Origin of the sequence: Robiginitalea sp. SC105 (genome assembly GCF_014243345.1) — a bacterium.
In the GTDB taxonomy this organism is placed as follows: Bacteria; Bacteroidota; Bacteroidia; order Flavobacteriales; family Flavobacteriaceae; genus Robiginitalea.
In genome coordinates, this window is sequence record NZ_JACLZF010000002.1 from 1,414,767 (window position 1) to 1,437,580 (window position 22,814).

Genomic DNA, 22,814 nt, shown 5'->3' on the forward strand with positions numbered 1-22,814 from the left:
AGTGGAGTGCATCAGTGTCTTTGATATGCTGAAGGTAGGCATCGGACCGTCGAGTTCCCATACCCTGGGCCCCTGGAAGGCCGGCCTTCGGTTCCTGGAAGAATTGCGGCGGACCGAAAAACTGGCACAGGTGACCCGGGTGCGGGTCATGCTGTACGGTTCCCTGTCCCTGACAGGTCGGGGCCACGCCACCGATGTGGCCGTACAAATGGGGCTTACCGGGGCCCAGCCCGAGACCGTTCCCATCGATTCCGTACAACCCACCATCGCCGGCATTCGCGAGCGGGGCGAATTAAACCTGGGCGGCAGCCACTCCATCCCTTTCGATCCGGATTCAGATATTACCTTCCAAAAGAAATTCCTGCCCTTCCACGCCAATGGCCTGACCTACGAAGCGAGCCTGCGCAACGGCAAAAAATGGTCGGAGACCTACTACTCCATCGGGGGCGGCTTCGTCGTCAAAAGAGAACAGGAGAATGCCAGGAGGAAAAAGGAGGCGTTCAACCAGTTTCCCTTTCCCTCCAGCACCGGGGCTGAATTACTGGAACACTGCCATAGTGCAGGTACCAGCATTTCTGAAATCGTCCTCGAAAACGAGCGCTCCCTCCGTTCAGATGAGGAAATCGATGCCGGGCTCCGGCGGATTTGGGAAACCATGCTGGCGTCCATGTACGAAGGATGCCATACCCCCGGGGAACTGCCGGGCGGTTTGAATGTAAAACGGCGCGCTGCCGAGATCTACAAAAACCTCAGGGGGGATTACCCCTATGACGGCCCGGCCAACTGGCCGGAGGCCATCCGGAATACCCGGGTACAGTTCCGGCAGATCCTCAAATGGGTAAGTTGTTTTGCCCTCAGCGTCAACGAGGTGAATGCGAGCCTGGGCCGGATTGTGACGGCTCCCACCAACGGGAGCGCCGGGGTTATTCCGGCCGTCCTCATGTACTATCTGGTAATTGAAAACCACCGGGCGGGCTTCCCGGAGATCAAACGTTTCCTCCTCGTGGCCGGGGAAATCGGCAGCCTGTTCAAAAAGGGGGCCACCATTTCGGCAGCCATGGGGGGATGCCAGGCGGAGATCGGGGTTTCCTCGGCCATGGCGGCCGGGGCGCTCACCGAACTACTCGGCGGGAGTCCTGCCCAGGTTCTGATGGCAGCCGAAATCGCCATGGAACACCACCTGGGGCTGACCTGCGACCCGATCGGGGGGTTGGTGCAAATCCCCTGCATCGAACGCAATTCCATGGGGGCCATTAAGGCCATCAACGCGGCGGAACTTGCCTTTGATTCGGATGCGGCCAGCGCCAAAGTCCCGTTTGACAAGGTGGTGCAGACCATGTGGGAAACGGCGAGGGATATGAATTCCAAATACAAGGAAACCTCGGAGGGCGGCCTGGCAGTGGGGGTAAACCTCAGCGATTGCTGAAGCGTCCCCGGAACGCTTAGTTACAGCCTTCCCGCCGCCTGGTATCGACGATGTAGATGATCTTCCAACCCGATTCACCCCGGAACAGCTGGAAGGAATTCACCCCGCAATGGCTGAATTCCCCCCGGAGGTAGAACTCGTAAGGCGTCCATGCATGCGCCATATTCCCATCAATACGGATCTTGTAGTCGAGCAGGCGTTCCTCTATAGCCACGGAATCCGGGATGCCAGCTATGGATTTCAGGAAATTGCCCATGGGCTCGGTCCTGAGGGCTGCTTTTCCGTCCGGGCCCCTGCCGATGGTTTGAAGCAGTACGGTATCGAATAGCACCGTTTTGATCCTGTTGGTGTCCCGGGCATGGAACCCCTCAAAAAAACGGTCGATACTGGAACGGATCTCCCCTTCCCTGTCTTGCTGGGCCGGAAGGGCGACCTGAAAAATCAAAAATCCAAAGCAAAGGAGCCTTTTCATAAACGCGGGTTTAAGGGTCAAATGTAAGCTATTTCGGAAAATGCACCCGTTTGGCACGCCTGAGGCGGGACGCTAAAAATGCGTACTTTTAAGCCGCAAAACCGCCAAACTATGTCCGTTTCCAAAAAAGAATACAAAAGGGTAACCGTCCGCTCCCTGGTGGAGATGAAACAACAGGGCGAAAAGATTTCCATGCTCACGGCCTACGATTATTCCATGGCCAAAATCGTGGATGCTGCCAATGTGGATGTGATCCTGGTGGGCGACTCGGCCAGCAATGTCATGGCCGGGCACGAAACCACCCTCCCCATTACCCTGGACCAGATGATCTACCACGCCAGTTCGGTGATTCGCGCCGTAAAAAGGGCGCTGGTGGTTGTGGACATCCCCTTTGGTTCCTATCAGAGCGACCCCAAGGAAGCCCTGCGCTCGGCCATCCGGATCATGAAGGAGAGCGGGGCGCACGCGGTCAAAGTGGAAGGCGGGGAGGAAATCAAGGATTCCGTCAAGCGCATCCTCAATGCCGGTATCCCGGTGATGGGCCACCTGGGGCTCACCCCCCAGAGCATTTATAAATTCGGGACGTATACCGTGCGGGCCAAGGAGGAGGCCGAGGCCCGGAAACTGGTGGAAGACGCCAAACTGCTGGAGCGCCTGGGTTGTTTTGCAGTGGTCCTCGAAAAAATACCGGCTGCCCTGACCAAAAAGGTCTCCGAGAAACTGACCATCCCCACCATCGGCATAGGCGCCGGGGTACATGCGGACGGCCAGGTACTGGTCATCCACGATCTGCTCGGGATGACCCATGAGTTCAACCCGCGGTTCCTGAGGCGGTACATGAACCTCTACGACGAGATGGGCAAAGCCATCGGCCAGTATGTGGGCGATGTGAAATCCCGGAGTTTTCCGAATCCGGAAGAACAGTACTGAAAGCATGAACGGCCCAGCCACCGAGCCCGGGAACCTGCGTGTCCTTTTCGAAGACAACCACCTGATCGCCGTTGACAAACGCGTGGGGGATATTGTCCAGGGTGACAAAACAGGAGACACCCCCCTGCCCGAAGTAATCAAGGAATACCTCAGGGAAAAATACGAAAAGCCCGGGGCAGTTTTCCTGGGCGTTATCCACCGCCTGGACCGGCCAACCACGGGTATCGTAGTCTTTGCCCGTACCTCCAAGGCGCTCAGCCGGATGAACCGCCTGTTCGCATCCCGGGAAACACACAAAACCTATTGGGCCCTTGTTGCCAACCCGCCACCGGAAGCCACAGGCCGCCTGGAACACTGGCTGGTGCGCAACCGCAAACAGAATAAATCCTATGCCCGGGAACAGGCAACGCCCGAGGCCAAAAAAGCGGTGCTAAACTACCGGATACTGCGCAGCCTGGATAGGTATTACCTGTTGGAGATCGACCTTGAAACCGGACGTCACCACCAGATCCGGGCACAACTGGCAGCCATCGGCTGCCCCATCAAAGGCGACCTGAAATACGGTTTTCCCAGGAGCAACCCGGATGGGGGGATCCACCTGCACGCGCGCCGCCTGGAATTCATCCACCCGGTCCGGAAGGAACTCGTGACGATCGTCTGCGATCCCACCGGGGACCCCCTGTGGGATGCCTGTAAGGGCGCCTGACCCGGAATACCCTTTAACGCGCCATGGCCAGCGCCTTCTCCCGGATGATGTCGGCCACCGGCCTTCCCTGCAGATGGCTCTCCAGCCAGGAGAGGATATCCAGGTACAGGAAAGCGCGCTTTTCGTAGGGGTGGTCCTCATATACTTTGAGGCGGTCGTGGAGTTCCTGGAAGGCATCTTTCAGCTCATGAGGGTAAATGGACCCCATTTTCCGGAGGAACTTGATCATTTCCCGCTGCACCTCATGCAACTCGTTCATTTTGAGCAGGAACTTGTAGGTGCTCTTCAGCTGCACCTCCAGGTGGTAGTCCATACCGGCCTCGTAATGTGCCACCAGGCTTAGGACACGCGCAAAACACATCAGGTCCTCCCGGACTTTCATGCTCTTGTTCTGGATGATCCGCTTGAGGTACTGGATACAGGATTTGTTGTCCCCATTGCCAAAATACAGGCAGGCGATCTTGTAGTAAAACAGCATGACATGGTGTTGGTCCAGTCGCTGGCGGTGCTTGGCGATGCCGTACTCCACGATCCGAACCAACTGCAACCCCTTCTTAAAAGTCCCTTCGAGGAAATGCAGGTTCAGTTTGTTGGCGTTCACATAGAGGAAACTCAATGAAGCGACGTTGTCGTTCCTGGGAAAATCCTTGCCGGAGATCACGGCCTCCATATGTTCCAGGGTGCTTCGGAACTGGCTGCTGTAACGGACAAAGAAGAGGGATTCCAGCAGGTAATTGTTGCCCTTGAGGTAAAAAACGGGGTTCAGGCAGATTTGTTCCGGGTTATCGTTGAATAGGGTCACCCACTTATTGGCATAGCGATAGGCCGAGAGGAAATCCTGTATCAGGAAACTGTACCAAAGGTGTGCCTTGTAAAGCCACAGCTTTTCCCGAAAACCGAGCTGGTCCAGCCGGTATTCCGGCAGGTGCTGGTCAAAGTATTCCGTTACCTTCCGGTAGTCTTCATCGTTGCGCACATAGCCTACCTGCAGCATCATTCCGTAGAGTTGCAGGGAAAGGTTGGACAACTTGCTGGTGATATTGTTCAGTTCCGCGAGGTGTTCCGCTTCCGAGGTGAGTTCCCTGGCCCGGTCCGGGATGCTCCGGGTAATGTACTGGGTTTCTATGATTTTCTCCAGTTCCACGATTTCGAAGGCGATGTTCTTCTCCTCGTGCTCAATCGCGGTGGACTTTACTTTTTCGAGGATTTTGAGGCTTTGCTTGTAGAGGCCCTTCTGGTATAGGATGGTGGCAAAATCGAGTTGCTCCCGGATCTGGACCCGGATGCTCTGGTTGACCGGGTTCAGCCGCAGGCTGATCAGTATCTGTTTGTAGAGGTGCGCCTTCAGGTTCGAAAGCTGGGATTTCTTGACAATCCCGCTGTCCAGGATGGCGTCTTCATCATATGCCTTCAGCTTGTCCAGCAGGTTGAACAGGGCAAGGAATTTTGCATCCGCATTCACCCCCAGCCGCCCCACGTACAGCTTGAACTGGCGCTTTTCCGATTTGGACAGGGATTTGACCAAAACGAACAGGGCATCTTTATGGGCATTCGTCATCGTAAAAAATATATATTAACCAATTGAAATAGAGCGTAATACAATAGTCCAATTGGTCCTTAACGTTGTAAATGGGCACCCGGATTCCCGATTTTCCGCCCCGGTCCCACTATATTCGTTGTTTGGTGATTAAATGTATGTAAATATAATGAGCAAAGATAGAGTACAGATTTTTGACACAACCCTTCGGGATGGCGAACAGGTCCCGGGTTGCAAACTGGATACGGAGCAGAAACTGATAATCGCCGAACGCCTGGACCAACTGGGGGTAGATGTGATTGAGGCGGGGTTCCCTATCTCGAGCCCCGGCGACTTTAAATCGGTATCCGAAATTTCCCGCCTGGTTAAAAATGCCACTGTTTGCGGTCTTACCCGGGCAGTTAAAAAAGATATCGAGGTGGCTGCTGAAGCCATCAAGCATGCCCGCAGGCCACGGATCCATACCGGGATCGGCACCTCCGAGTCACATATCAAATTTAAATTCAATTCCACCCAGGATGAAGTGATGCGCCGCGCCGTCGAAGCCGTGCGGTACGCAAAAACCTTTGTGGAGGATGTGGAATTCTATGCCGAGGACGCCGGGCGCACGGACAATGAATACCTCGCACGCATTTGCGAGGCGGTCATTGAAGCCGGGGCCACGGTACTGAATATTCCGGATACCACGGGTTACTGCCTGCCGGAGGAATACGGGGCCAAAATGAAATACCTGAAGGAAAACGTCAAGGGGATCGACAAAGCGATCCTTTCCTGCCACTGCCACAACGACCTGGGCCTGGCCACCGCCAATTCCATCGCCGGGGTGATCAACGGGGCCCGGCAGATCGAGTGCACCATCAACGGGATTGGGGAACGCGCGGGGAACACCTCCCTGGAAGAGGTCGTGATGATCCTACGCCAGCATCCCCACCTGAACCTGGACACCGGTATCAACAGCAAACTGCTTTACGATACCAGCCAAATGGTATCCCAGAAAATGGGAATGCCCGTACAGCCCAACAAGGCCATTGTGGGCTCCAACGCCTTTGCACACAGTTCCGGTATCCACCAGGACGGGGTGATCAAGAAACGGGAGACCTATGAGATCATCGACCCGGTGGATGTGGGGGTAACCGAATCCTCCATCGTGCTGACCGCGCGGAGCGGGCGGGCCGCCCTGGCCTACCGGGCCAAAAAAGTGGGTTATGAACTCACCAAGGTCCAGCTGGACAAGGTCTACGAACAATTCCTGGAATTTGCCGACCGCAAGAAAGAAATCGAAGATGCCGACATCCACAAGATCGTGGAGGCATCCGGTGTTAATATTGAAAGTATCGCTTGATGAAATTGAAAATCGCATTGCTCCCGGGTGACGGGATCGGTCCCGAGGTAGCCGCGCAGGCAGTAGCCTGCCTGCAGGCAGTCGAAGAAACCTTCGGGCATCAGTTTGAATTTACCGAGGCGCCGGTCGGGGCCATTGCCATCGACCAAACAGGGGACCCCCTGCCGGAAGCTACCCTGGACCTGTGCAAGGCTTCGGACGCCGTGCTGTTCGGGGCCATCGGAGACCCGAAATACGACAACGACCCGGCAGCCAAGGTCCGCCCTGAACAGGGACTGCTGCGCCTCAGGAAGGAACTCGGGCTCTTCAGCAACATCCGCCCGGTAAAGGTCTTCCCCACGCTGATCGATAAGTCGCCCCTTCGGAAAGAGCGGATTGCCAATACGGATTTTGTGATCTACCGGGAACTTACCGGGGGGATCTACTTCGGGGAAAAATTCCTGAGCGAGGACGGCAACACGGCCTCCGACCTGTGTATCTACAGTGAAGAGGAAATCAGCCGGATTGCCCACCTGGCCTTCAAGGCGGCCAAAACCCGCCGCAACAAACTCACCCTGGTGGACAAAGCCAACGTGCTGGAATCCTCCCGTTTGTGGAGGCGCGTGGTAACCCGCATCGGCGAGAGCTACCCGGAAGTGGAACTGCACTACCTCTTCGTGGACAATGCGGCCATGCAGATGATCTTGAACCCCAGCCAGTTTGACGTGATCCTGACAGAAAATATGTTCGGGGATATCCTTTCGGATGAAGGCAGTGTGATTGGCGGTTCCATCGGACTCCTGCCGTCTGCATCCGTAGGGGAAACCAGCGCCATGTTTGAGCCCATCCACGGTTCCTACCCGCAGGCCACCGGGAAGAACATTGCCAACCCGATCGCTTCCATCCTCTCTGCTGCCATGCTGTTGGATCATTTTGGCCTCGACGAGGAAGCTGCAGCGGTGGTAAGTTCGGTAAACAAAGCCCTGAAAAAAGGGATGGTAACCCCGGACCTGGACCCGCAGAGCAAATACGGAACAGACGATGTAGGTCATTTTATCGCAGGGCACATCAGCGATTCGGACGATTTCAAGGGACTGAACCAGGAGAATATCGGCCTGGGCAAATCCACGATCATCTGACGGCTGCCTACCTGTAAAAACCACCCCCCCACCGTACACGGCTGAGGGGGTTTTCTTTTTGCGCATGCCCCGGCGCAAGGTGGAATATTGCGACATTGTTTTATCTTTGGTGGCTTAAAGCAGCGGAATGAAAATCTCCTACAACTGGTTGCGGCAGTTTATCGAAATTGACTGGCCGGTCGAAAAAACCGCAGAACTCCTGACCGATCTGGGGTTGGAGGTGGAGGGCATTACCCCTTTCGAGTCCATCCCGGGCGGATTAAAGGGCATTGTGGTGGGGGATGTACTCAGCTGCAAGAAGCACCCCAATGCCGATAAGCTGTCGCTCTGCCAGGTGGATGTCGGCGGCGAGAAGCCCGTACAGATCGTTTGCGGGGCACCCAATGTGGCAAAAGGGCAAAAAGTGCCGGTGGCCACCATTGGCACCACCCTGCTGGATGCAGACGGGAATCCCTGGAAAATAAAAAAGGGGAAAATACGCGGGGAAGAAAGCCATGGCATGATCTGCGCCGAAGACGAGATTGGCCTGGGCGACAGCCATGACGGCATCCTGGTGCTCGATACCGATACGCCAGCCGGCACCCCATGCAGCGAACTCTTTGAGATGGAATCGGACCAGGTCCTGGAAATCGGGCTGACGCCGAACCGTGCAGATGCGATGAGCCATTACGGGGTGGCCCGCGACCTCAGGGCCGGGCTCAAGCAGCAAAAGCTCTCCCGGGAACTGATCACCCCATCGGTGAGCAATTTCCATGTAGACAACCGTTCCCGCCGGATTGAGGTTCAGGTCGAAAACCCGGACCTCGCCCCGCGCTACTGCGGGGTAACCATCAGCAACCTGATAGTACAGGAATCCCCTGACTGGCTCCGCAACCGGCTTCGCTCCATTGGCCTGAGCCCGATCAACAATGTGGTGGATGTCACCAACTACGTGTTGCACGAACTGGGACAACCCCTTCACGCCTTCGATGCCGACCGCATCTACGGTAAAAAAATCGTGGTGAAAACCACCGAGGCAGGGACGCGGTTTATGACACTGGACGGGGAAGAGCGGATCCTGCACGAGGAGGACCTGATGATCTGTGATGCGGAAAAACCCATGTGTATTGCCGGGGTTTTCGGGGGCATCAATACAGGGGTTACTGCGGACACCCGGAACATCTTCCTGGAGAGCGCCTATTTTGACCCGGTATCGATCCGTAAAACGGCAAAAAGGCATGCGTTGAATACCGATGCATCCTTCCGTTTTGAAAGGGGTATCGATATCAACAACGTGGAATACGCGCTACTACGGGCGGCCATATTGATCCGCGATATTGCCGGGGGGGAAATCAGTTCCGATGCGGTGGACCTCTACCCCAAAAAGATGCCGGACCACAACGTCTTTCTCACCTATGAGAAAATCCATCAACTCGTGGGAACTGAAATCCCGAGGGATACAGTGATTTCCATCCTGGCATCCCTGGATATACAGGTCAAGAGCGTGACGGAATCCGGACTGGGACTGGTAATCCCGTTTTACCGGGTGGATGTGCGGAGGGAAGTGGATGTGATCGAGGAGATCCTCCGGGTATACGGTTATAACAATGTCCCGGACAAAACAAAGTTTACGGCCTCCATCCTGCCCCAGCCACCACGCGCTCCCCATCGGCTGCAGGATCGGATCAGCGGGCGCCTGGCGGCGCTTGGTTTTGACGAAATCCTGGGGAACAGCCTTTGCAACCCCTCCAGCAACGCCCTCCTGGGACTCCCCCCGACTTCCGAAATAACCCTGTTGAACCCCCTGAGCAAGGAATTGTCTGCCCTGAGGCAGGACATGCTCTTTACGGGGCTCAGCGCAATTGCCCATAACCTCAACCGCCGCCAGCAGGACCTGAGGCTTTTTGAATTTGGGAATACCTACCACCGGTCGGATGGCCATTGGCAGGAAAATGAACGCCTCTCCGTATTGCTTACAGGCGATACCCACCGGGATCACTGGGGGGCCCCCGGACGCCCGCAGGGCTTCTTTGACCTGAAAGCAGTGGTGGCCCATATTACCGAGAGCCTGGGGGTAGCCTCTCGGCAGGAGCTACCCGTTGCCGATCCGCGTTTCACGGAATGTCTGGAGATAACATCGGGGGGTAAAACCATCGCCCGTCTCGGCACGGTACATCCGGGTTTGCTGAAGGCCTTTGAAATCCGTCAGGAGGTGCTCTATGCGGATCTCGACTGGGAAACACTGGTAAGCCATGTGCCCCAGGTGGATATTGCCTATGAGGAAATTCCGAAATTTCCGGAAGTCCGCCGCGACCTTGCCCTGTTGCTGGATGCCTCAGTGTCCTTCCGGCAGTTGCACGAATTAGCCTTTAAAAACGGCAAGAAGCTCCTCAGGGACGTCCAGTTATTCGATGTGTATACCGGGGATAAATTGCCGGAAGGCAAGAAGTCCTATGCCCTCAGCTTTGTGTTGCAGGACCCGAAAAAAACGCTGGCGGACAAGCAAATCGATTCGGTGATGAACGGCCTTCAGCGGGTTTTTGAAAAGGAACTGGGCGCGGAATTGCGCGGGTAGGCTCACAGCGGCCTGGGAAGCACGACCGTGTCAATTTCGTGGAAGACCAGGCGGGTATTGATATTGTCCGCACATACAATACGTGCCCGGTTCCCGGAACAATCTGTGAGGTAAATGTCGGATCCTTCCAGGGTAGCAATCAATTCTTCGCCCTGAACCGTTGTGAACCGCGTGGTCCCCTTGCCCCGGCTCAATGCCTTTAGTATCCTGGAGGCTGTCAGTTCCCCTGCTACGATATGATACGCCACCAAAGCCTTAAGATCTCGTTTGTTTTCAGGGTCCAGCCACTCCCGGACGCGGGAAGGGTCCAGTTTGTGAAATGCCTCGTCAGAAGGTGCGAAAATGGTGAACCCCCCGGCCTTGAGCACTTCCATCAGGTCAGCCGCTTCCACGGCGGCCAGCAGGGTGGGAAACTGCTCGGACGCAAGTCCCGGTAAGGATGCCCGAACCACCGGTTCCGGCGGGGGCTCCTGGGACCATCCCATTGGGGCGAAGGAGAGTGATGCTGCCAGCAGCAAAAGTCCAAAGCGGTTAAACATGCAAAGCTAGATTTCGGGGTTGAAACGCCTTCTCGATGAACGGTAGGGTTTCTTCGACAATATACATAAATTGATGGTTTGGCCCAATACCCGTTCCCCTCCAATCTGCATTTAACATTTCTTTAACCTTTAACCGGGTACCGGCGCATTTGACTCCCACGGTCCCATTATGTATTTTTGAGAGATTGCTAAAAGAAAATTCATGTTGAAGCGGACTAATATCGAGACCCAGCTGCAGGCGCTCCGGGAACGGGATCTGCGTGATTCCCAGCTGACCAACTTACTGGAAGCCCTGCAAATAGAGGCACCCCCTATCCCCTCTCAGGAGGCGGGTACAGGTAGCCCGGAAATCCGGGCTGCAAATTCCTTTGACTTTGACCTGTTGGAGTCCGGCCGGATCTACCGCCTGGACCAGATACGTTCCATATGTATCGATTACAGGTTGCGGTTCCTGGATTTGAAATATTTCAAACCCCGGCTTCCCCAAAGTGCCAAAGTGGCCATAACGGCACTTGAAGCACACCACGATACGCGCCTGGAAGGGCTAAAGATCATCGCTCCTTCGCGCCTGTTCAAGCTGGAGGACCGGGACGACCCGTTGCTCTTTGTTCCCCTTGGCAACGATTACTTTTACCTGGTGCACAAATGGGGGGACGACCTGCATCCACTGCGGCGTTTACTGGTTTGGCCCTTCCGGAATATCGTCAATCTGACCCTGGTGGTCCTGTTGGCCAGTTACCTGCTCTCTCTGATGGTGCCCGGCGGGTTGTTTTCAAAAAACGACAGCGCGGCGGAATTCTGGATAATTTTCTTCTTTATGTTCAAATCCCTGGCTGCAGTGGTTATTTTTTACGGTTTTGCACTGGGAAAAAACTTTAATCCGGCCATCTGGAACAGTAAATATTTCAACGCCTGAATACAGGAATCACTGCCCGAGGATGACAAACGGTGCAGCGGGTAATTCAATGTGGTCCAGATACCGGAATTCCCCGTCGATTTGGAGGCGGAGCATTCCGCCCCTTCCGGGGTCCGAGGCCCTGCGGTAACCCACCAGCAGCAGTCCGTTGAGGCGGTCGTAGCCCACAGCGCTGGCCGTACCAATATCGAGTTCATTCCCCAGTTGTCCGGGGGTCAGGAAGTTGTCGAAATAATAAATCCTCAGGGTACGCCCCGGGAAGTCATATACGGCTGCCGCCGAGACTCCTGCCCAGGGACCTTCAGTAACCGGGTAGGTATAGAACAGGCGTTCGCCAGTTGCATCTGAAAACGGATTCTGGTTACAGAACCCGGGCCGGAAGGAATCCTGGTAGCGAATCTTTTCCAGATTGGTCAGGGAATCCATGTCCAGGAGCTGGTGCAGGTCGGGGTAACCGATGAGCAGGCTGCTTTGTCCGACACGGGTCAGTGACCGCGCCCCGGGTTCCAGGGCCAGGTCCTCCAGGATTTCCATGTTCCCGGCATGCACAACCACCAGCCTGCTGGAATTACCTTCTGTCAGTTCGTTCGTGACCAGTACGTAAATACGATTTCCGTCCGTTTCAAGGTCTACAGGCTGTCCTTCAAGGATCAGGTCGGCGGGCGCACCCCCTTCCAGGGGGAATTTACGCAAGATGTAGGCAGGGGGTTTTTCGCCATTCTCTGTATTGCGGATGGCCAGGAAAAGTGTGGTGCCCGCATGCGCAATGGACAACAAATCGGATTTGCACGGATCGAATCCGGCGAGCACTTCCCCGGTGAGGAGGATTTGTTCCGGGTACCGGTAAAGGCCGGCACGGCCATCGCAGGGTGACTGCCCGGTAACAAAACTCAGTCCCCCGGGGTTTCGGTAAAACAATTCGGGAAGCGATTCCCCCGAATAGACTTCACTGCCCCCTGAAAGTTCAATTCCTTCGGAATCCGAACTGAGAAGAGCGGTTCCGAGCGTTCCCCCGGAACCAGTCAGAACGGTGTAATCGGCAGGACGCAAAACGCTTTCAGGCGTCTCTCCCCCGGATGAATCAGGCGTTGTACAGCTCCCCACCAGCCATAGTCCCGCCAGTAGTAACGGCAGGTAGGCTTTCATTTGTCATTGAATTAATATGACGGGGCCGTTTCAGGCCGGGACGCCGTATAACTTCTGGCGTTGTTCCCGAATCGCAGTGTCCGACATATAATCATCAAACGTCAAATAGCGGTCAATAGTATACGTAGGGGTGAGTTCCACAATCCGATTGGCAACGGTCTGCGCAAACTGGTGGTCATGGGTGGTGAACAACACTGTGCCCTTGAATTGCTTCAGGGAGTTGTTAAAAGCCGTGATACTCTCAAGGTCCAGGTGGTTGGTCGGTTCGTCCAGCAGGAGTACGTTCGCCCGCTGCATCATCATCCGGCTGAGCATGCAACGCACTTTTTCGCCCCCTGAAAGGACGGTGCATTTTTTCAGTGCTTCCTCCCCGCTGAAAAGCATTTTGCCCAGGAAACCCCGCAGGAAGACCTCTTCTTTTTCCTCCTGGGTCTTGGCCCATTGGCGCAACCAGTCTACCAGGTTGAGGTCCTGGTCGAAAAAGGCGCTGTTATCGGCCGGCAGGTACGAGGTGGACGTTGTCACCCCCCAGGAAAACGTACCCGTATCCGGTTTGCGATTTCCGGCAATAATTTCATAGAAAGCGGTGGTTGCCCTGGAATCCCTGGAGATGAGGGCTACCTTGTCACCCTTAGCCAGGTTTAATTCGCCCTTCTGGAAAAGCCATTCTCCCTCCTCGCTGCGGGCGCCTAGGTTTTCGACATGGAGAATCTGGTCCCCGGCCTCCCGTTCGCGTTCAAAAATAATGGCGGGATACCTCCGGCTCGAAGGCCGGATATCCTCCACGCGAAGTTTTTCGAGCATTTTTTTCCGGGAGGTGGCCTGTTTGCTCTTGGCCACGTTGGCACTGAACCGCTGGATAAATTCCTGCAGTTCCTTGGCTTTTTCCTCTGCCTTGCGGTTTTGCTGGGCCCGCTGACGGGCAGCCAACTGACTGCTTTCATACCAGAAGGTGTAATTTCCGCTATACAGGTTCATTTTCCCAAAGTCGATATCCGCAATATGCGTACAGACCGCATCCAGGAAATGACGGTCGTGGGAAACCACGATCACCAGGTTCTCGTAATCGGCCAGGAAGTTCTCCAGCCATTGGATGGTATCGTAATCCAGGTCGTTTGTAGGCTCATCCATCACCAGCACATCCGGGTTGCCAAAAAGTGCCTGGGCCAGCAGCACACGCACCTTGAGCTTTGCCTCCATTTCTGACATGGTGGAATAATGCAGGTCTTCCCGGATCCCGAGGTTGGAGAGCAGGGCCGCTGCATCGCTTTCGGCGTTCCATCCGTTCATCTCCTCAAAGGCCACCTGCAACTCCCCGATCCGCTCTGCATTGGCATCGTCGTAATCCGCGTAGAGTGCATCCATTTCGGTCTTGATCTCAAAAAGGGGTTTGTTCCCCATGAGGACCGTTTCCAGGACGCCGTGCCCGTCATGGGCATTGTGGTTCTGCTCCAGCACGGACATGCGTTTTCCCGGTTCCAGGTGGACGTGTCCCGACGTGGGGTCCACATCGCCGGAAAGGATCCGTAGGAAAGTGGACTTACCGGCCCCGTTAGCCCCGATAACACCGTAGCAATTCCCAGGGTTGAAGGTGGCGTTTACCTCATCGAAGAGCACGCGTTTCCCAAATTGGACCGACAAGTTCGAAACCGATAGCATAGGCTGCTGTTTAAAATTTTGGCAAAAGTAATCAATAATCCACCGAACACCCATGAAAACAACTTGTTAAAATCAGGACCCGCAAATGCCTGATACTCCATTTTTAACTAGCCATTAACAGGCGGACCATGGGTGTTTCAGTAGTTTTGTTTAGGAATTTGCAGATGCGATCTATGCTGAAAAAATACATTTTTGTCTTTCTTCTCGTACTGGTGTGTTCCTGTGGGGATTCAGATCCGCAATCTTCAGCCGTTTTTATTGGGGGTGAAATTGTCAACCCAACGGCCAACAACGTGGTGCTTTTCAAAGGGGAAACGGCGGTGGATTCGGCCTTTCTCGACGAAAATAACCGTTTTGAAATCCGCGTGGATTCGCTGGAGGATGGCCTGTATTATTTCCTGCACAAACCGGAAATGCAATACGTTTACCTGGAGCAGGGCGACAGCCTGCAAATCCGGCTCAACACGGTGGCGTTTGACGAGTCCCTGATCTTTTCGGGCCGGGGCGAGGTGATCAACAACTTCCAATTGGAGGTTTTCCTGGATACTGAAAAAGAGGAACAGGTGATCCGCGAGGCCTTTTTTCAATTGGAACCCCAGTCATTCAGTGCCAAACTGGATTCCCTCAGCGACCGGAAGGTAGCACAGCTCAACGAGTTGCAGGAGGAAGAAGGTTTTTCAAAAGCAGCCTACGATCTGGCCTATGCCAGTATCCGCTACAAATACTGGACCTTCAAGGAGGGATACCCATTCTGGCACCGCCGGGCTTCTGACGATAAAACCCTCCACAGTCTCCCCGATGATTTTTATGCGTACCGGGACCAGGTTTCCTACAGCGACCCGCAGTTGACCTACCTGCGCCCCTATTACGATTTTATGAAATTCCATATCGGGAACCTGGCCTTTATGGGGTGCAAGGAGGCTTGCGGGGAAAAAGTCACCAGGGTCACCAACCAGTTGCACTTCAACCGGCACCAGCTGCAGCTGATAGACAGCCTGGTGCATCAGGAAACCCTCAGGGACAACCTTTTCCGAACAGTTGCCATCGAATACCTGCTCAAGCATGATTCAGAGGAGAATTTTGAGGTCTTTATGGAGGATTTCCACCAGCGTTCCGCCAACAACCGACACCTGCCGGAAATAGCCCGCCTGGGCCAGGATATCCGGAACCTGAGACCCAACAACCCCCTGCCCCCGCTGCAGGTTGTGGATGTACAAGGCGAACAGCACTGGTTGCGGGACATCCCCAGGGAAGGTCAGCAAATCGTCTTTTATTTCTGGTCAGGGCCCGAGCAGCGTCATTTAAAAAATATTACCCAAAGGGTTCGTCAATTGCAGGAACACCACCCCGAATACCGCTACGTGGGAATCTGCATGCGCACGGACATGGATCAGTGGAAAAGCCTGATGGCCTCCTACAGTCTGGATCCAGGCGACCAGTTCCTGGCGCCGGATTACGAACAATTTGCGCACGCTCTGGTCGTCTACAACCCGTATAAGAGCGTTATAGCCAAAGATGGTATCATCATTGATGGTTTCGCCAACCTGAATACCTCCTTCTAAAGTACCTATTCAAAGGATTTCTTGGGGGGATACAGGGGATCCTCTGAACCCCAACTTCAAAGAATCTGTTCAGGAGTTCTTTAGGTGCTATTCGGTTTTAGTACCCTTCCGCTTCATTAGTAGCCTTCCCCTTTATGAGTTGCCCTTGCGGTAATCGGCAAGGAATTTTTCCAGGCCGATATCGGTCAGCGGGTGCTTGAGCAGGCCTTCGATTGCAGAAAGCGGGCCGGTCATTACATCCGCACCGATCTTGGCACAATCGATGACATGCATGGTATGCCGGATGGAGGCCGCCAGGATTTCCGTACTATACCCGTAGTTGTCATAGATTTCGCGGATTTCCGCGATGAGGTGCAACCCGTCTGTGGAAATGTCGTCCAGCCGCCCGATAAAGGGGGAAACATAAGTGGCCCCGGCTTTGGCAGCCAGAAGGGCCTGGCCTGCCGAAAAGACAAGCGTGCAGTTGGTCCGGATCCCCTTGTCAGAAAAATATTTTAACGCCTTTACGCCATCGCGGATCATGGGCACCTTGACGACGATCTGCTCGTGCAATTCAGTGAGTTCCTCCCCCTCGGCAATAATTTCATCAAAGGTGGTGGCAATCACCTCGGCCGAAACATCCCCGCCATCCACGATGTTGCAGATATCGATATAGTGTTTGAAGATGTTGTCCTTGCCGGTAATCCCCTCTTTGGCCATCAGCGAGGGATTGGTGGTGACCCCGTCCAGTACGCCAAGGGCCTGCGCTTCGCGAATCTGGTCCAGGTTGGCGGTATCGATAAAAAATTTCATACGTATGTCTTCTTTAAGATTTCCCGGTGCAAAACGCACCGTACAAAACTACAATTTATAATGCTTTAGGAGCAAGCGCTCGAATATTTTATCCGGCAGGAGCCGCTTGAGGCTGAGGGAAAAACGCTGCATGGGGCTGCCAACCGCATAGTGCACCTTCGGATTTTTCTTTTGCAGGATTCCATGGATCTTCCGGGCTACCTCCATGGGGTCATTTCCCGAATCGACATGGTCATTCATGAGGTCCAGGCTGTTCCCATACGTCTCCCGATAAGGGGAATTTTCCCTAAGCGGGCTGTGGAAGCGACCTGCAGCTATATTGGTGGAATAGTCCCCCGGTGCCAGGGTGCACATCAGGATCCCGAAACTCCGCAGTTCCATCCGGTACGCCTCCGTTGCAATACCCAGGGCCGACTTCCCGGCACTGTATACGCCCCGGTACGGCAACCCCATATACCCTGCAATCGAAGTAATGTTTACGATAAAGCCCTCCCCCTGCTTCCTCATAGCCGGCACTACGCTGCGGATGACACGGAGAGGTCCGTGAAAATTCGTTTCCATGGCATCCAGGCAGGCCTCGTGGGGAGTCTCCTCGAGCGGGCCGGTAATCCCCACCCCGGCATTATTGATCAGGATGTCGATGCGCCCTTCCTGTCGGAGCAGTTCCGCTACCGCTTCCTGCACGGAGGCTTCTTCCCTTACGTCCATCCGGAGGAACCGGACTGCCCCGGCACCGGAAATGCGCGAGGGGTTCCGGGAAGTGCCATAGACGCGATATCCCTTCCCGGCAAGAAAATTAGCAGTTGCTTCACCCAGGCCGGAGGAAGCTCCGGTAATGAGTACGACTCCCTTATTTTTCATGTTTCCAAATTACGGATAAAACGATGGATTTTGCAGCCCGGAGCACCGGCAGCCCAGAATTTCGGGCATAAAAAAAACGGCAAGCTACCTACATCGCACCGCTACGACCGCATACCCTTGCTGCGTTCCCGCCCTGGGGGATTCTGCAGGAGCTGGTCGTGTAGGACTTGCCGCGCGCAAATATACGATCTTTTGTTTTTGGGACAATGGAAATGCATCCGTAATTTAGCAACTGATCCGGGCGGCCTGCCCATATTTTTATTTGCAAGAAATGATTATGACGTATTGGAAAATAAGCTTATCCGGGCTACTGCTCGGACTCTTCCTGGGATGTGGCGGGAACGACCCCTCCAGGGATTTTGCCATCGAACTCGGTGAGGGCGGTAAGAAATTCACGCATAACCAGGAGGTATCCATCGGGCTCCGGAACACGTCCGGGCTTGAAGTGGACTCGGTCCGGTATTTCCTGGACGGAAGCCCTCTGGCCCTGCAGGATGGCAGGGCGGTGCTGGCATCCCGTACCCTGGGCGAAAAATCGCTGGAGGCCAGGATCCATGCCGGCGGTACCCTTATTCGCGTCGAAAAAGACTTTGACCTTTTGGCCGAAAAGGCGCCCGAAATCTATACCTACGAGATACTGAATACCTATCCCCACGACCAGGAGGCCTTTACGCAGGGATTGGAATTCCGGGGGGATACGCTGTATGAAAGCACGGGACAGAGGGGATATTCCAGCCTTCGCAAGGTGGATTACCGGTCCGGGGAGATCCTGGCACAAACAGACCTGTCCGACAACTATTTCGGCGAAGGGATCAGCCTGCTCGGGGATACGCTCTACATGCTTACCTGGCAGAGCAAAACGGGCTTCCTGTTCGATCCGGATACCCTGGAAAAACTCGGCAACTTTGCTTATGGGGAAAGCAAAGAGGGCTGGGGGCTGTGCAACGACGGGCAGGTGCTATACAAGAGCGATGGCAGCCAGCGGATCTGGAAACTCGACCCCCGGACGCTCCGCGAAATCGGCCATATCGAAACCGTGACCGATAAGTCCGTTTTCAACAAGGCCAATGAACTCGAATTTGTCAACGGGAAAATCTACGCCAACGTGTGGCAAAAACCGAGCATGATGATTATTGACGCCGCCAGCGGGGCTATTGAGGGCGTGGTCAACTTCGGGGGGTTGGAAAAAAAAGTAACCCAGCACGACCGCCTGGATGTATTTAACGGGGTAGCCTACCACGCGGGCAGGGGGTCCTTCTTTGTGACGGGCAAGCGCTGGGACAAACTCTTTGAGGTCCGCATTGTAAAACGCGAGCCATGAGGCGGTATACGAAGCAGATTCAGGTTGTCGAAACCGACCTGGACGAGCTCAACCACGTCAACAACATCCGCTACCTGGAGTGGGTGCTCCAAATAGCCGGAGAACATTGGGCAACCCTCACCAGACCGGACTGGGAAGCGTCCTTCATCTGGGTGGTCAAAAGCCACCATATTTCCTATTTCCGGTCGGCCGTAAAAAATGATGCGCTTGAATTGGAAACCTATGTGGACCAGGCCCGGGGTGCACTTTCACACCGCGTCGTGGAGATACGCCTGGCCGGAACGGATACCCGGGTGGCCACCTGTAAAACCGAATGGTGCCTACTCGATAAATCGAGGCTGAAGCCCGTTCGCATGCCGGAAGCGATGCTTCAGGCTTTTTAACCCCTAACGCCTTGTATTTCATTAAGTTGTGCAATATAAATAAGGTTTTTCTTATTAATTATATTCTATTTTCTTAATAAAACCGGCGTTCCATCTTACTTATCCGTAATTATTTCCGCCTTTAGCAAGGTTTCCCATACTATTTCTATGGTTTTTACATAGGTCTAAGCGCCTTGTAATCATTAATTTAACAGAAATTATTTCGGGCTTGGAATTTAACTACGGTATTGTCGATCCCAATGCGGCCTCCTTCCTCCAGTTGCAACATTTCCTGGAGGAATATGAGGGGTTGCAATGTGTTTCCCATGATGCCGAGCCCAGGGATGCCCTCAACAGCATCCTGAAATTCAAACCGGATATCGTTTTTGTCAACCTCGAAGAGCGGGCGTCCGAAATTTTTGCAATGATCCGGGACATCCACCAATATTTGGAATCCATCCCGGTATATATCGGAATGGCCCAGAGCAGGGACCATGCCTATGAGGCGATCAAACACCAGTTTTTTGATTACTGGGTACTGCCATTCTCCGAATTCGAGATCCGCAAAACCCTCTTAAAAGTCGGCAAGCGTCTACCCAAGCCCGAATCGGCACCGGTTATTTGCCTGCAGTCGTACAAGGATTACCAATTTCTCAACACCAATGAAATCCTCTACCTCAAGGCCGACAACAACGCCACGGATTTCATCCTGAAAGACGGTTCCCGGGTCAGCGCCTTTAAGACGCTCAAGAGCTTCGAACAACAATTGCCAGCCAATTTTGTACGCGTCCACCAGAGTTACATCCTGAACCGGGACTACATTTCCCGGATCAATTACGGCAAAAGCAGGTTTACCCTGAAGTTTGGAAAAGCAGAATTGCCATTCTCACGCGGATACCGCCAAAATGTGGATGCACTTAAACAGGCCCTCTCCCTGAAATCCCTGAGCGGGGATAATTGACTGAATTCTCGTACCACCCTGCCGAATACTAACAGATCCCCACTGCTGGCTAAATGCAGGCTCAAATAATACCATGTCCCCCATGGTAATACTATTTTTCAACTATAAAAGATCCTCTAACCTTCTAATACTATTTGAATTATGAAAAAAGTAATGAGTATAGCGGCCGCAATGGTACTTCTATTTGGATTGAGCGCTTGCGAATCCGATTCCGCCCTGGCCGATGTAGATGCACTTTATGAAGCTGAGTGTGCCACTTGCGATGATATCGATATGGATGGAGATTCTGAATGCGCCACTTGCGACGACATCGATATGGATGCTGCATGTGCGACCTGTGACGATATTGATATGGATGCCGAATGTGCGACTTGCGATGATATCGATATGGACGGGGACAATTAAATCCATACCTATTGCCTGATCCAAACTATATAATAAAACTGAGCCTTGCGGATAGCAGGGCTCTTTTTTTTACTTTTAGGCCTTCATTCGGTTGTATGAAAATTACGTATCAAATAATTTCCGTTTTCCTACTGCTGTTATTCCTGACGGGGACATCCTGCCAGCGGACCAGGTCGGGTGCAAAGCGATACACGATACAACAAGAGGGCCTTTCACAGAGGATAAAGGCCCTGGATCTCGATTCCCTTCCTGATGAAAACAAATCGGGGCAGGTGATTGAAATCATGACAGAACTGGAAGCCACTGCCACAGATACGCTGCCAAGAAGTTTATTCCTCAGCCTCTTTGATAAAATTGATGCCAAAACCCATACCGCCCTGAAAAGGGAAGCTTATCGGGAAGCCTTAAAAATGGCCGACATGGCTTCAGATTCCATGGCCATAGGTTCCTTTTTAATCGACCTAAGCCAATTTTACTGGACATTGGGCAGTCCCGACAGTACATTTTTGAGCTCGGAAAGAGCCTATAGAATATTCAGTGAATTAGACGATCCGTTTTTGACTGCTCGCAGTGCATACAATTTGGCGGCTGCACAGTTTGCGGCCAGCGATTATTTGCAAGCGGAACAAACCGCGATCAATTCTTTGACTTCCCTGGAAGCGTCCACAAACGAGAATAAGGCACCCCGCTTCATTGCCACCTATAATCTGCTGGGTTCCATTGCCTCAAAACTCAATGCCTTTGATCGTGCCATTGAATATCGGGAAACAGCCCTGGAATATCTTTCACCAGACGAAATGGATAGCAGGGCATATTACCAAATAATGAACAACCTGGGGAATACCCAGATCGAAGCAGGAGCCTATAAAGACGCCTTGAATTCTTTGGAAAAAGTAGCAGGCAATACCCAGTTAAAGGAAGACAACCCCCACCTGTATGCGATGGCGATCCTAAACCGGGGGCGGGCTAATTTTGCACTCGGCAACCTGGAAGCCGTGGAGGAAGACTACCGGGAAGCCCTTGAAATCAGGGAAGCGTTGAATGAAACACGCAACCTGCCCCGGAGCTATTACTACCTGGCCGAATATTTCTGGTCCCGGCAGGATACCTCCCAGGCAAAGGACTTCTTAAAAAAAGGTAAGGAAATTGCCCTCGAAACCGAAGAGCTCGATGGGCTCCAGGATATCCTGAAGCTCCAGATGCTGGTCGACCGTGATAACGGCGCCCAATACGGCCTGGAACTCAGTGAACTCAAGGACAGCCTGATACAGGAGGAGCGCAGTCTGCGGGACAAGTTTGCCAGGGTCCGTTACCAAACGGACCAGTATATTGCCGAAAACCAATTCCTCTCCCGGCAGCGGATGATCTGGATCTGGATTGCCATAGGGGTGTTGCTCCTGGGGGTCGCCCTTTTTATTATCATCGACCAGCAGATACGCAACCAGAAACTCCGTTTCCTCCAGCAGCAGCAGGAGGCCAATCAGGAAATCTTCAACCTGATGCTCACCCAGAACGAGAAAATCGAGGAAGGCAAACAGGAAGAGCAAAAACGGATCTCGGAAGAGCTTCACGATGGGGTGCTGGGCGAAATGAATGGAATCCGGATGGTCCTGCTGGGCCTGAATGGCAAGGAAGATGAAAATTCCGTGGCCCTGCGGGCACAGGCCATTGAAAAGCTGAAGAATGTACAGGAGGAAATCCGCGGGATTTCACACGCCCTCAGCCATGCCGCCTATCAGAAATTCTCTAACTTTATCGTATCCATTGAAGACCTGCTGCAGAATACGGCCGGGGCGGCCAACCTGGAGTATGACCTGGAATACGATCAGGAAGCCGATTGGGATGGTGTTTCCGGGGAGTTGAAGATCAACCTGTACCGGATTATACAGGAATGCCTTCAAAATACCATCAAACACGCCCGGGCCACCCGTGTAACAGTAGAGCTTGGGGCTACCTGCGAATCCCTTGAGGCCCGGATACGGGATAACGGTCGGGGTTTTCAGAAGCGCCGTGGAAAACGCGGGATCGGACAAAAGAATATCACCTCCCGGGTACAAAGGCTCGGAGGGAAATGGGAAATTGAATCCGCCCCGGGGTCGGGGACTGAAATCTGGGTGCAGTTCCCCAGGCGCCAAACCCTTGTGGATACCCCACCGGAGGTACTGGAAGGATCGGTTTAATCCCGTTCGGCATAAACAAAAAAGA

20 protein-coding genes and 1 other RNA gene are annotated in these 22,814 nt (G+C 53.8%); 13 read left to right on the forward strand and 8 right to left on the reverse strand.

Annotated elements, in window-relative coordinates; all coding sequences use genetic code 11:
• Position 1: 1 nt before the first annotated feature.
• Positions 2-1,426, forward strand: a complete 1,425-nt coding sequence (locus H7F20_RS15345; RefSeq protein ID WP_185787043.1) for an L-serine ammonia-lyase — start codon at positions 2-4, stop codon at positions 1,424-1,426.
• A 16-nt stretch (positions 1,427-1,442) separates the two neighbouring features.
• On the opposite strand, the gene H7F20_RS15350 is transcribed toward H7F20_RS15345, so the two are convergent.
• On the reverse strand, positions 1,443-1,898 hold the full coding sequence (locus H7F20_RS15350; RefSeq protein ID WP_185787044.1) for a nuclear transport factor 2 family protein: 456 nt from the start codon (positions 1,896-1,898) through the stop codon (positions 1,443-1,445).
• Positions 1,899-2,009: 111 nt separating this feature from the next.
• Between H7F20_RS15350 and panB the strand changes: the two genes are divergently transcribed.
• Together panB and H7F20_RS15360 are read left to right on the forward strand one after the other, a co-directional pair.
• Positions 2,010-2,828 carry a 3-methyl-2-oxobutanoate hydroxymethyltransferase gene (gene panB / locus H7F20_RS15355; RefSeq protein ID WP_185787045.1) on the forward strand — a complete coding sequence of 273 codons (819 nt, stop codon included), beginning with the start codon at positions 2,010-2,012 and terminating at the stop codon, positions 2,826-2,828.
• 4 nt (positions 2,829-2,832) lie between these two features.
• Positions 2,833-3,534 carry an RluA family pseudouridine synthase gene (locus tag H7F20_RS15360; protein ID WP_185787046.1) on the forward strand — a complete coding sequence of 234 codons (702 nt, stop codon included), beginning with the start codon at positions 2,833-2,835 and terminating at the stop codon, positions 3,532-3,534.
• A gap of 13 nt (positions 3,535-3,547) precedes the next feature.
• Here the strand turns inward: H7F20_RS15360 and H7F20_RS15365 are convergent, their stop codons facing one another.
• Positions 3,548-5,092 carry a hypothetical protein gene (locus tag H7F20_RS15365; RefSeq protein WP_185787047.1) on the reverse strand — a complete coding sequence of 515 codons (1,545 nt, stop codon included), beginning with the start codon at positions 5,090-5,092 and terminating at the stop codon, positions 3,548-3,550.
• Positions 5,093-5,240: 148 nt separating this feature from the next.
• Here H7F20_RS15365 and H7F20_RS15370 point away from each other — a divergent pair, with 148 nt between their 5' ends.
• The 3 genes from H7F20_RS15370 to pheT all read left to right on the forward strand — a co-directional run bounded on the left by H7F20_RS15370 (position 5,241) and on the right by pheT (position 10,085).
• On the forward strand, positions 5,241-6,413 hold the full coding sequence (locus tag H7F20_RS15370; protein WP_185787048.1) for a 2-isopropylmalate synthase: 1,173 nt from the start codon (positions 5,241-5,243) through the stop codon (positions 6,411-6,413).
• The gene (gene leuB / locus H7F20_RS15375) at positions 6,413-7,531 is read left to right on the forward strand and encodes a 3-isopropylmalate dehydrogenase (RefSeq protein ID WP_185787049.1); all 1,119 of its coding nucleotides are present in this window, start codon (positions 6,413-6,415) and stop codon (positions 7,529-7,531) included. Before H7F20_RS15370 ends, leuB begins: the two co-directional genes overlap by 1 nt.
• 127 nt (positions 7,532-7,658) lie before the next feature.
• Complete coding sequence (pheT, locus tag H7F20_RS15380; RefSeq protein ID WP_185787050.1) at positions 7,659-10,085, forward strand: phenylalanine--tRNA ligase subunit beta; 2,427 nt, start codon at positions 7,659-7,661, stop codon at positions 10,083-10,085.
• A 2-nt stretch (positions 10,086-10,087) separates the two neighbouring features.
• On the opposite strand, the gene H7F20_RS15385 is transcribed toward pheT, so the two are convergent.
• Positions 10,088-10,624 (reverse strand): fasciclin domain-containing protein, encoded by a 537-nt coding sequence (locus tag H7F20_RS15385; protein ID WP_255444123.1) that lies wholly within the window; start codon positions 10,622-10,624, stop codon positions 10,088-10,090.
• A 202-nt stretch (positions 10,625-10,826) separates the two neighbouring features.
• Here H7F20_RS15385 and H7F20_RS15390 point away from each other — a divergent pair, with 202 nt between their 5' ends.
• A complete protein-coding gene (locus tag H7F20_RS15390; protein ID WP_185787051.1) occupies positions 10,827-11,540 on the forward strand; it encodes a hypothetical protein in 714 nt (237 codons plus the stop codon).
• Positions 11,541-11,549: 9 nt separating this feature from the next.
• Here the strand turns inward: H7F20_RS15390 and H7F20_RS15395 are convergent, their stop codons facing one another.
• Together H7F20_RS15395 and H7F20_RS15400 are read right to left on the reverse strand one after the other, a co-directional pair.
• Positions 11,550-12,686 (reverse strand): hypothetical protein, encoded by a 1,137-nt coding sequence (locus H7F20_RS15395; RefSeq protein ID WP_185787052.1) that lies wholly within the window; start codon positions 12,684-12,686, stop codon positions 11,550-11,552.
• Between the two features lie 30 nt (positions 12,687-12,716).
• Positions 12,717-14,345: an ABC-F family ATP-binding cassette domain-containing protein gene (locus H7F20_RS15400; RefSeq protein WP_185787053.1), complete on the reverse strand. Its 1,629-nt coding sequence runs from the start codon at positions 14,343-14,345 to the stop codon at positions 12,717-12,719.
• A gap of 173 nt (positions 14,346-14,518) precedes the next feature.
• Here H7F20_RS15400 and H7F20_RS15405 point away from each other — a divergent pair, with 173 nt between their 5' ends.
• A complete protein-coding gene (locus tag H7F20_RS15405; protein ID WP_185787054.1) occupies positions 14,519-15,907 on the forward strand; it encodes a transaldolase in 1,389 nt (462 codons plus the stop codon).
• A gap of 132 nt (positions 15,908-16,039) precedes the next feature.
• On the opposite strand, the gene fsa is transcribed toward H7F20_RS15405, so the two are convergent.
• From fsa to ffs, 3 genes are all read right to left on the reverse strand, one after another.
• The gene (gene fsa, locus H7F20_RS15410) at positions 16,040-16,699 is read right to left on the reverse strand and encodes a fructose-6-phosphate aldolase (RefSeq protein WP_185787055.1); all 660 of its coding nucleotides are present in this window, start codon (positions 16,697-16,699) and stop codon (positions 16,040-16,042) included.
• A gap of 48 nt (positions 16,700-16,747) precedes the next feature.
• Positions 16,748-17,560 (reverse strand): SDR family oxidoreductase, encoded by an 813-nt coding sequence (locus H7F20_RS15415; protein ID WP_185787056.1) that lies wholly within the window; start codon positions 17,558-17,560, stop codon positions 16,748-16,750.
• A 74-nt stretch (positions 17,561-17,634) separates the two neighbouring features.
• Positions 17,635-17,733, reverse strand: an RNA gene (gene ffs / locus H7F20_RS15420) — signal recognition particle sRNA small type.
• Positions 17,734-17,837: 104 nt separating this feature from the next.
• Between ffs and H7F20_RS15425 the strand changes: the two genes are divergently transcribed.
• The 5 genes from H7F20_RS15425 (at position 17,838) to H7F20_RS15445 (ending at position 22,789) form a co-directional block, all read left to right on the forward strand.
• Positions 17,838-18,881, forward strand: coding sequence for a glutaminyl-peptide cyclotransferase (locus H7F20_RS15425; RefSeq protein WP_255444124.1), 1,044 nt, complete (start codon positions 17,838-17,840; stop codon positions 18,879-18,881).
• On the forward strand, positions 18,878-19,264 hold the full coding sequence (locus tag H7F20_RS15430) for a thioesterase family protein (protein ID WP_185787058.1): 387 nt from the start codon (positions 18,878-18,880) through the stop codon (positions 19,262-19,264). Before H7F20_RS15425 ends, H7F20_RS15430 begins: the two co-directional genes overlap by 4 nt.
• A gap of 208 nt (positions 19,265-19,472) precedes the next feature.
• On the forward strand, positions 19,473-20,204 hold the full coding sequence (locus H7F20_RS15435; protein ID WP_185787059.1) for a LytTR family DNA-binding domain-containing protein: 732 nt from the start codon (positions 19,473-19,475) through the stop codon (positions 20,202-20,204).
• Positions 20,205-20,345: 141 nt separating this feature from the next.
• Entirely contained in the window at positions 20,346-20,609 is a 264-nt protein-coding gene (locus tag H7F20_RS15440) for a hypothetical protein (protein WP_185787060.1), read from the forward strand.
• A 284-nt stretch (positions 20,610-20,893) separates the two neighbouring features.
• Positions 20,894-22,789, forward strand: a complete 1,896-nt coding sequence (locus H7F20_RS15445; RefSeq protein WP_221898787.1) for an ATP-binding protein — start codon at positions 20,894-20,896, stop codon at positions 22,787-22,789.
• Positions 22,790-22,814 lie beyond the last annotated feature (25 nt).

Excerpts from the sequence above, each read along its gene's own strand:
- H7F20_RS15385 (WP_255444123.1), bottom strand. The coding sequence starts at position 10,624 with ATGTTTAACCGCTTTGGACTTTTGCTGCTGGCAGCATCACTCTCCTTC.
- panB (WP_185787045.1), top strand. The coding sequence starts at position 2,010 with ATGTCCGTTTCCAAAAAAGAATACAAAAGGGTAACCGTCCGCTCCCTG.
- H7F20_RS15425 (WP_255444124.1), top strand. The coding sequence starts at position 17,838 with ATGACGTATTGGAAAATAAGCTTATCCGGGCTACTGCTCGGACTCTTC.
- H7F20_RS15415 (WP_185787056.1), bottom strand. The coding sequence starts at position 17,560 with ATGAAAAATAAGGGAGTCGTACTCATTACCGGAGCTTCCTCCGGCCTG.
- pheT (WP_185787050.1), top strand. The coding sequence starts at position 7,659 with ATGAAAATCTCCTACAACTGGTTGCGGCAGTTTATCGAAATTGACTGG.
- H7F20_RS15445 (WP_221898787.1), top strand. The coding sequence starts at position 20,894 with ATGACAGAACTGGAAGCCACTGCCACAGATACGCTGCCAAGAAGTTTA.
- H7F20_RS15360 (WP_185787046.1), top strand. The coding sequence starts at position 2,833 with ATGAACGGCCCAGCCACCGAGCCCGGGAACCTGCGTGTCCTTTTCGAA.
- H7F20_RS15400 (WP_185787053.1), bottom strand. The coding sequence starts at position 14,345 with ATGCTATCGGTTTCGAACTTGTCGGTCCAATTTGGGAAACGCGTGCTC.
- H7F20_RS15430 (WP_185787058.1), top strand. The coding sequence starts at position 18,878 with ATGAGGCGGTATACGAAGCAGATTCAGGTTGTCGAAACCGACCTGGAC.
- H7F20_RS15365 (WP_185787047.1), bottom strand. The coding sequence starts at position 5,092 with ATGACGAATGCCCATAAAGATGCCCTGTTCGTTTTGGTCAAATCCCTG.
- H7F20_RS15370 (WP_185787048.1), top strand. The coding sequence starts at position 5,241 with ATGAGCAAAGATAGAGTACAGATTTTTGACACAACCCTTCGGGATGGC.
- H7F20_RS15405 (WP_185787054.1), top strand. The coding sequence starts at position 14,519 with ATGCTGAAAAAATACATTTTTGTCTTTCTTCTCGTACTGGTGTGTTCC.
- fsa (WP_185787055.1), bottom strand. The coding sequence starts at position 16,699 with ATGAAATTTTTTATCGATACCGCCAACCTGGACCAGATTCGCGAAGCG.
- leuB (WP_185787049.1), top strand. The coding sequence starts at position 6,413 with ATGAAATTGAAAATCGCATTGCTCCCGGGTGACGGGATCGGTCCCGAG.
- H7F20_RS15395 (WP_185787052.1), bottom strand. The coding sequence starts at position 12,686 with ATGAAAGCCTACCTGCCGTTACTACTGGCGGGACTATGGCTGGTGGGG.
- H7F20_RS15440 (WP_185787060.1), top strand. The coding sequence starts at position 20,346 with ATGAAAAAAGTAATGAGTATAGCGGCCGCAATGGTACTTCTATTTGGA.
- H7F20_RS15350 (WP_185787044.1), bottom strand. The coding sequence starts at position 1,898 with ATGAAAAGGCTCCTTTGCTTTGGATTTTTGATTTTTCAGGTCGCCCTT.
- H7F20_RS15390 (WP_185787051.1), top strand. The coding sequence starts at position 10,827 with ATGTTGAAGCGGACTAATATCGAGACCCAGCTGCAGGCGCTCCGGGAA.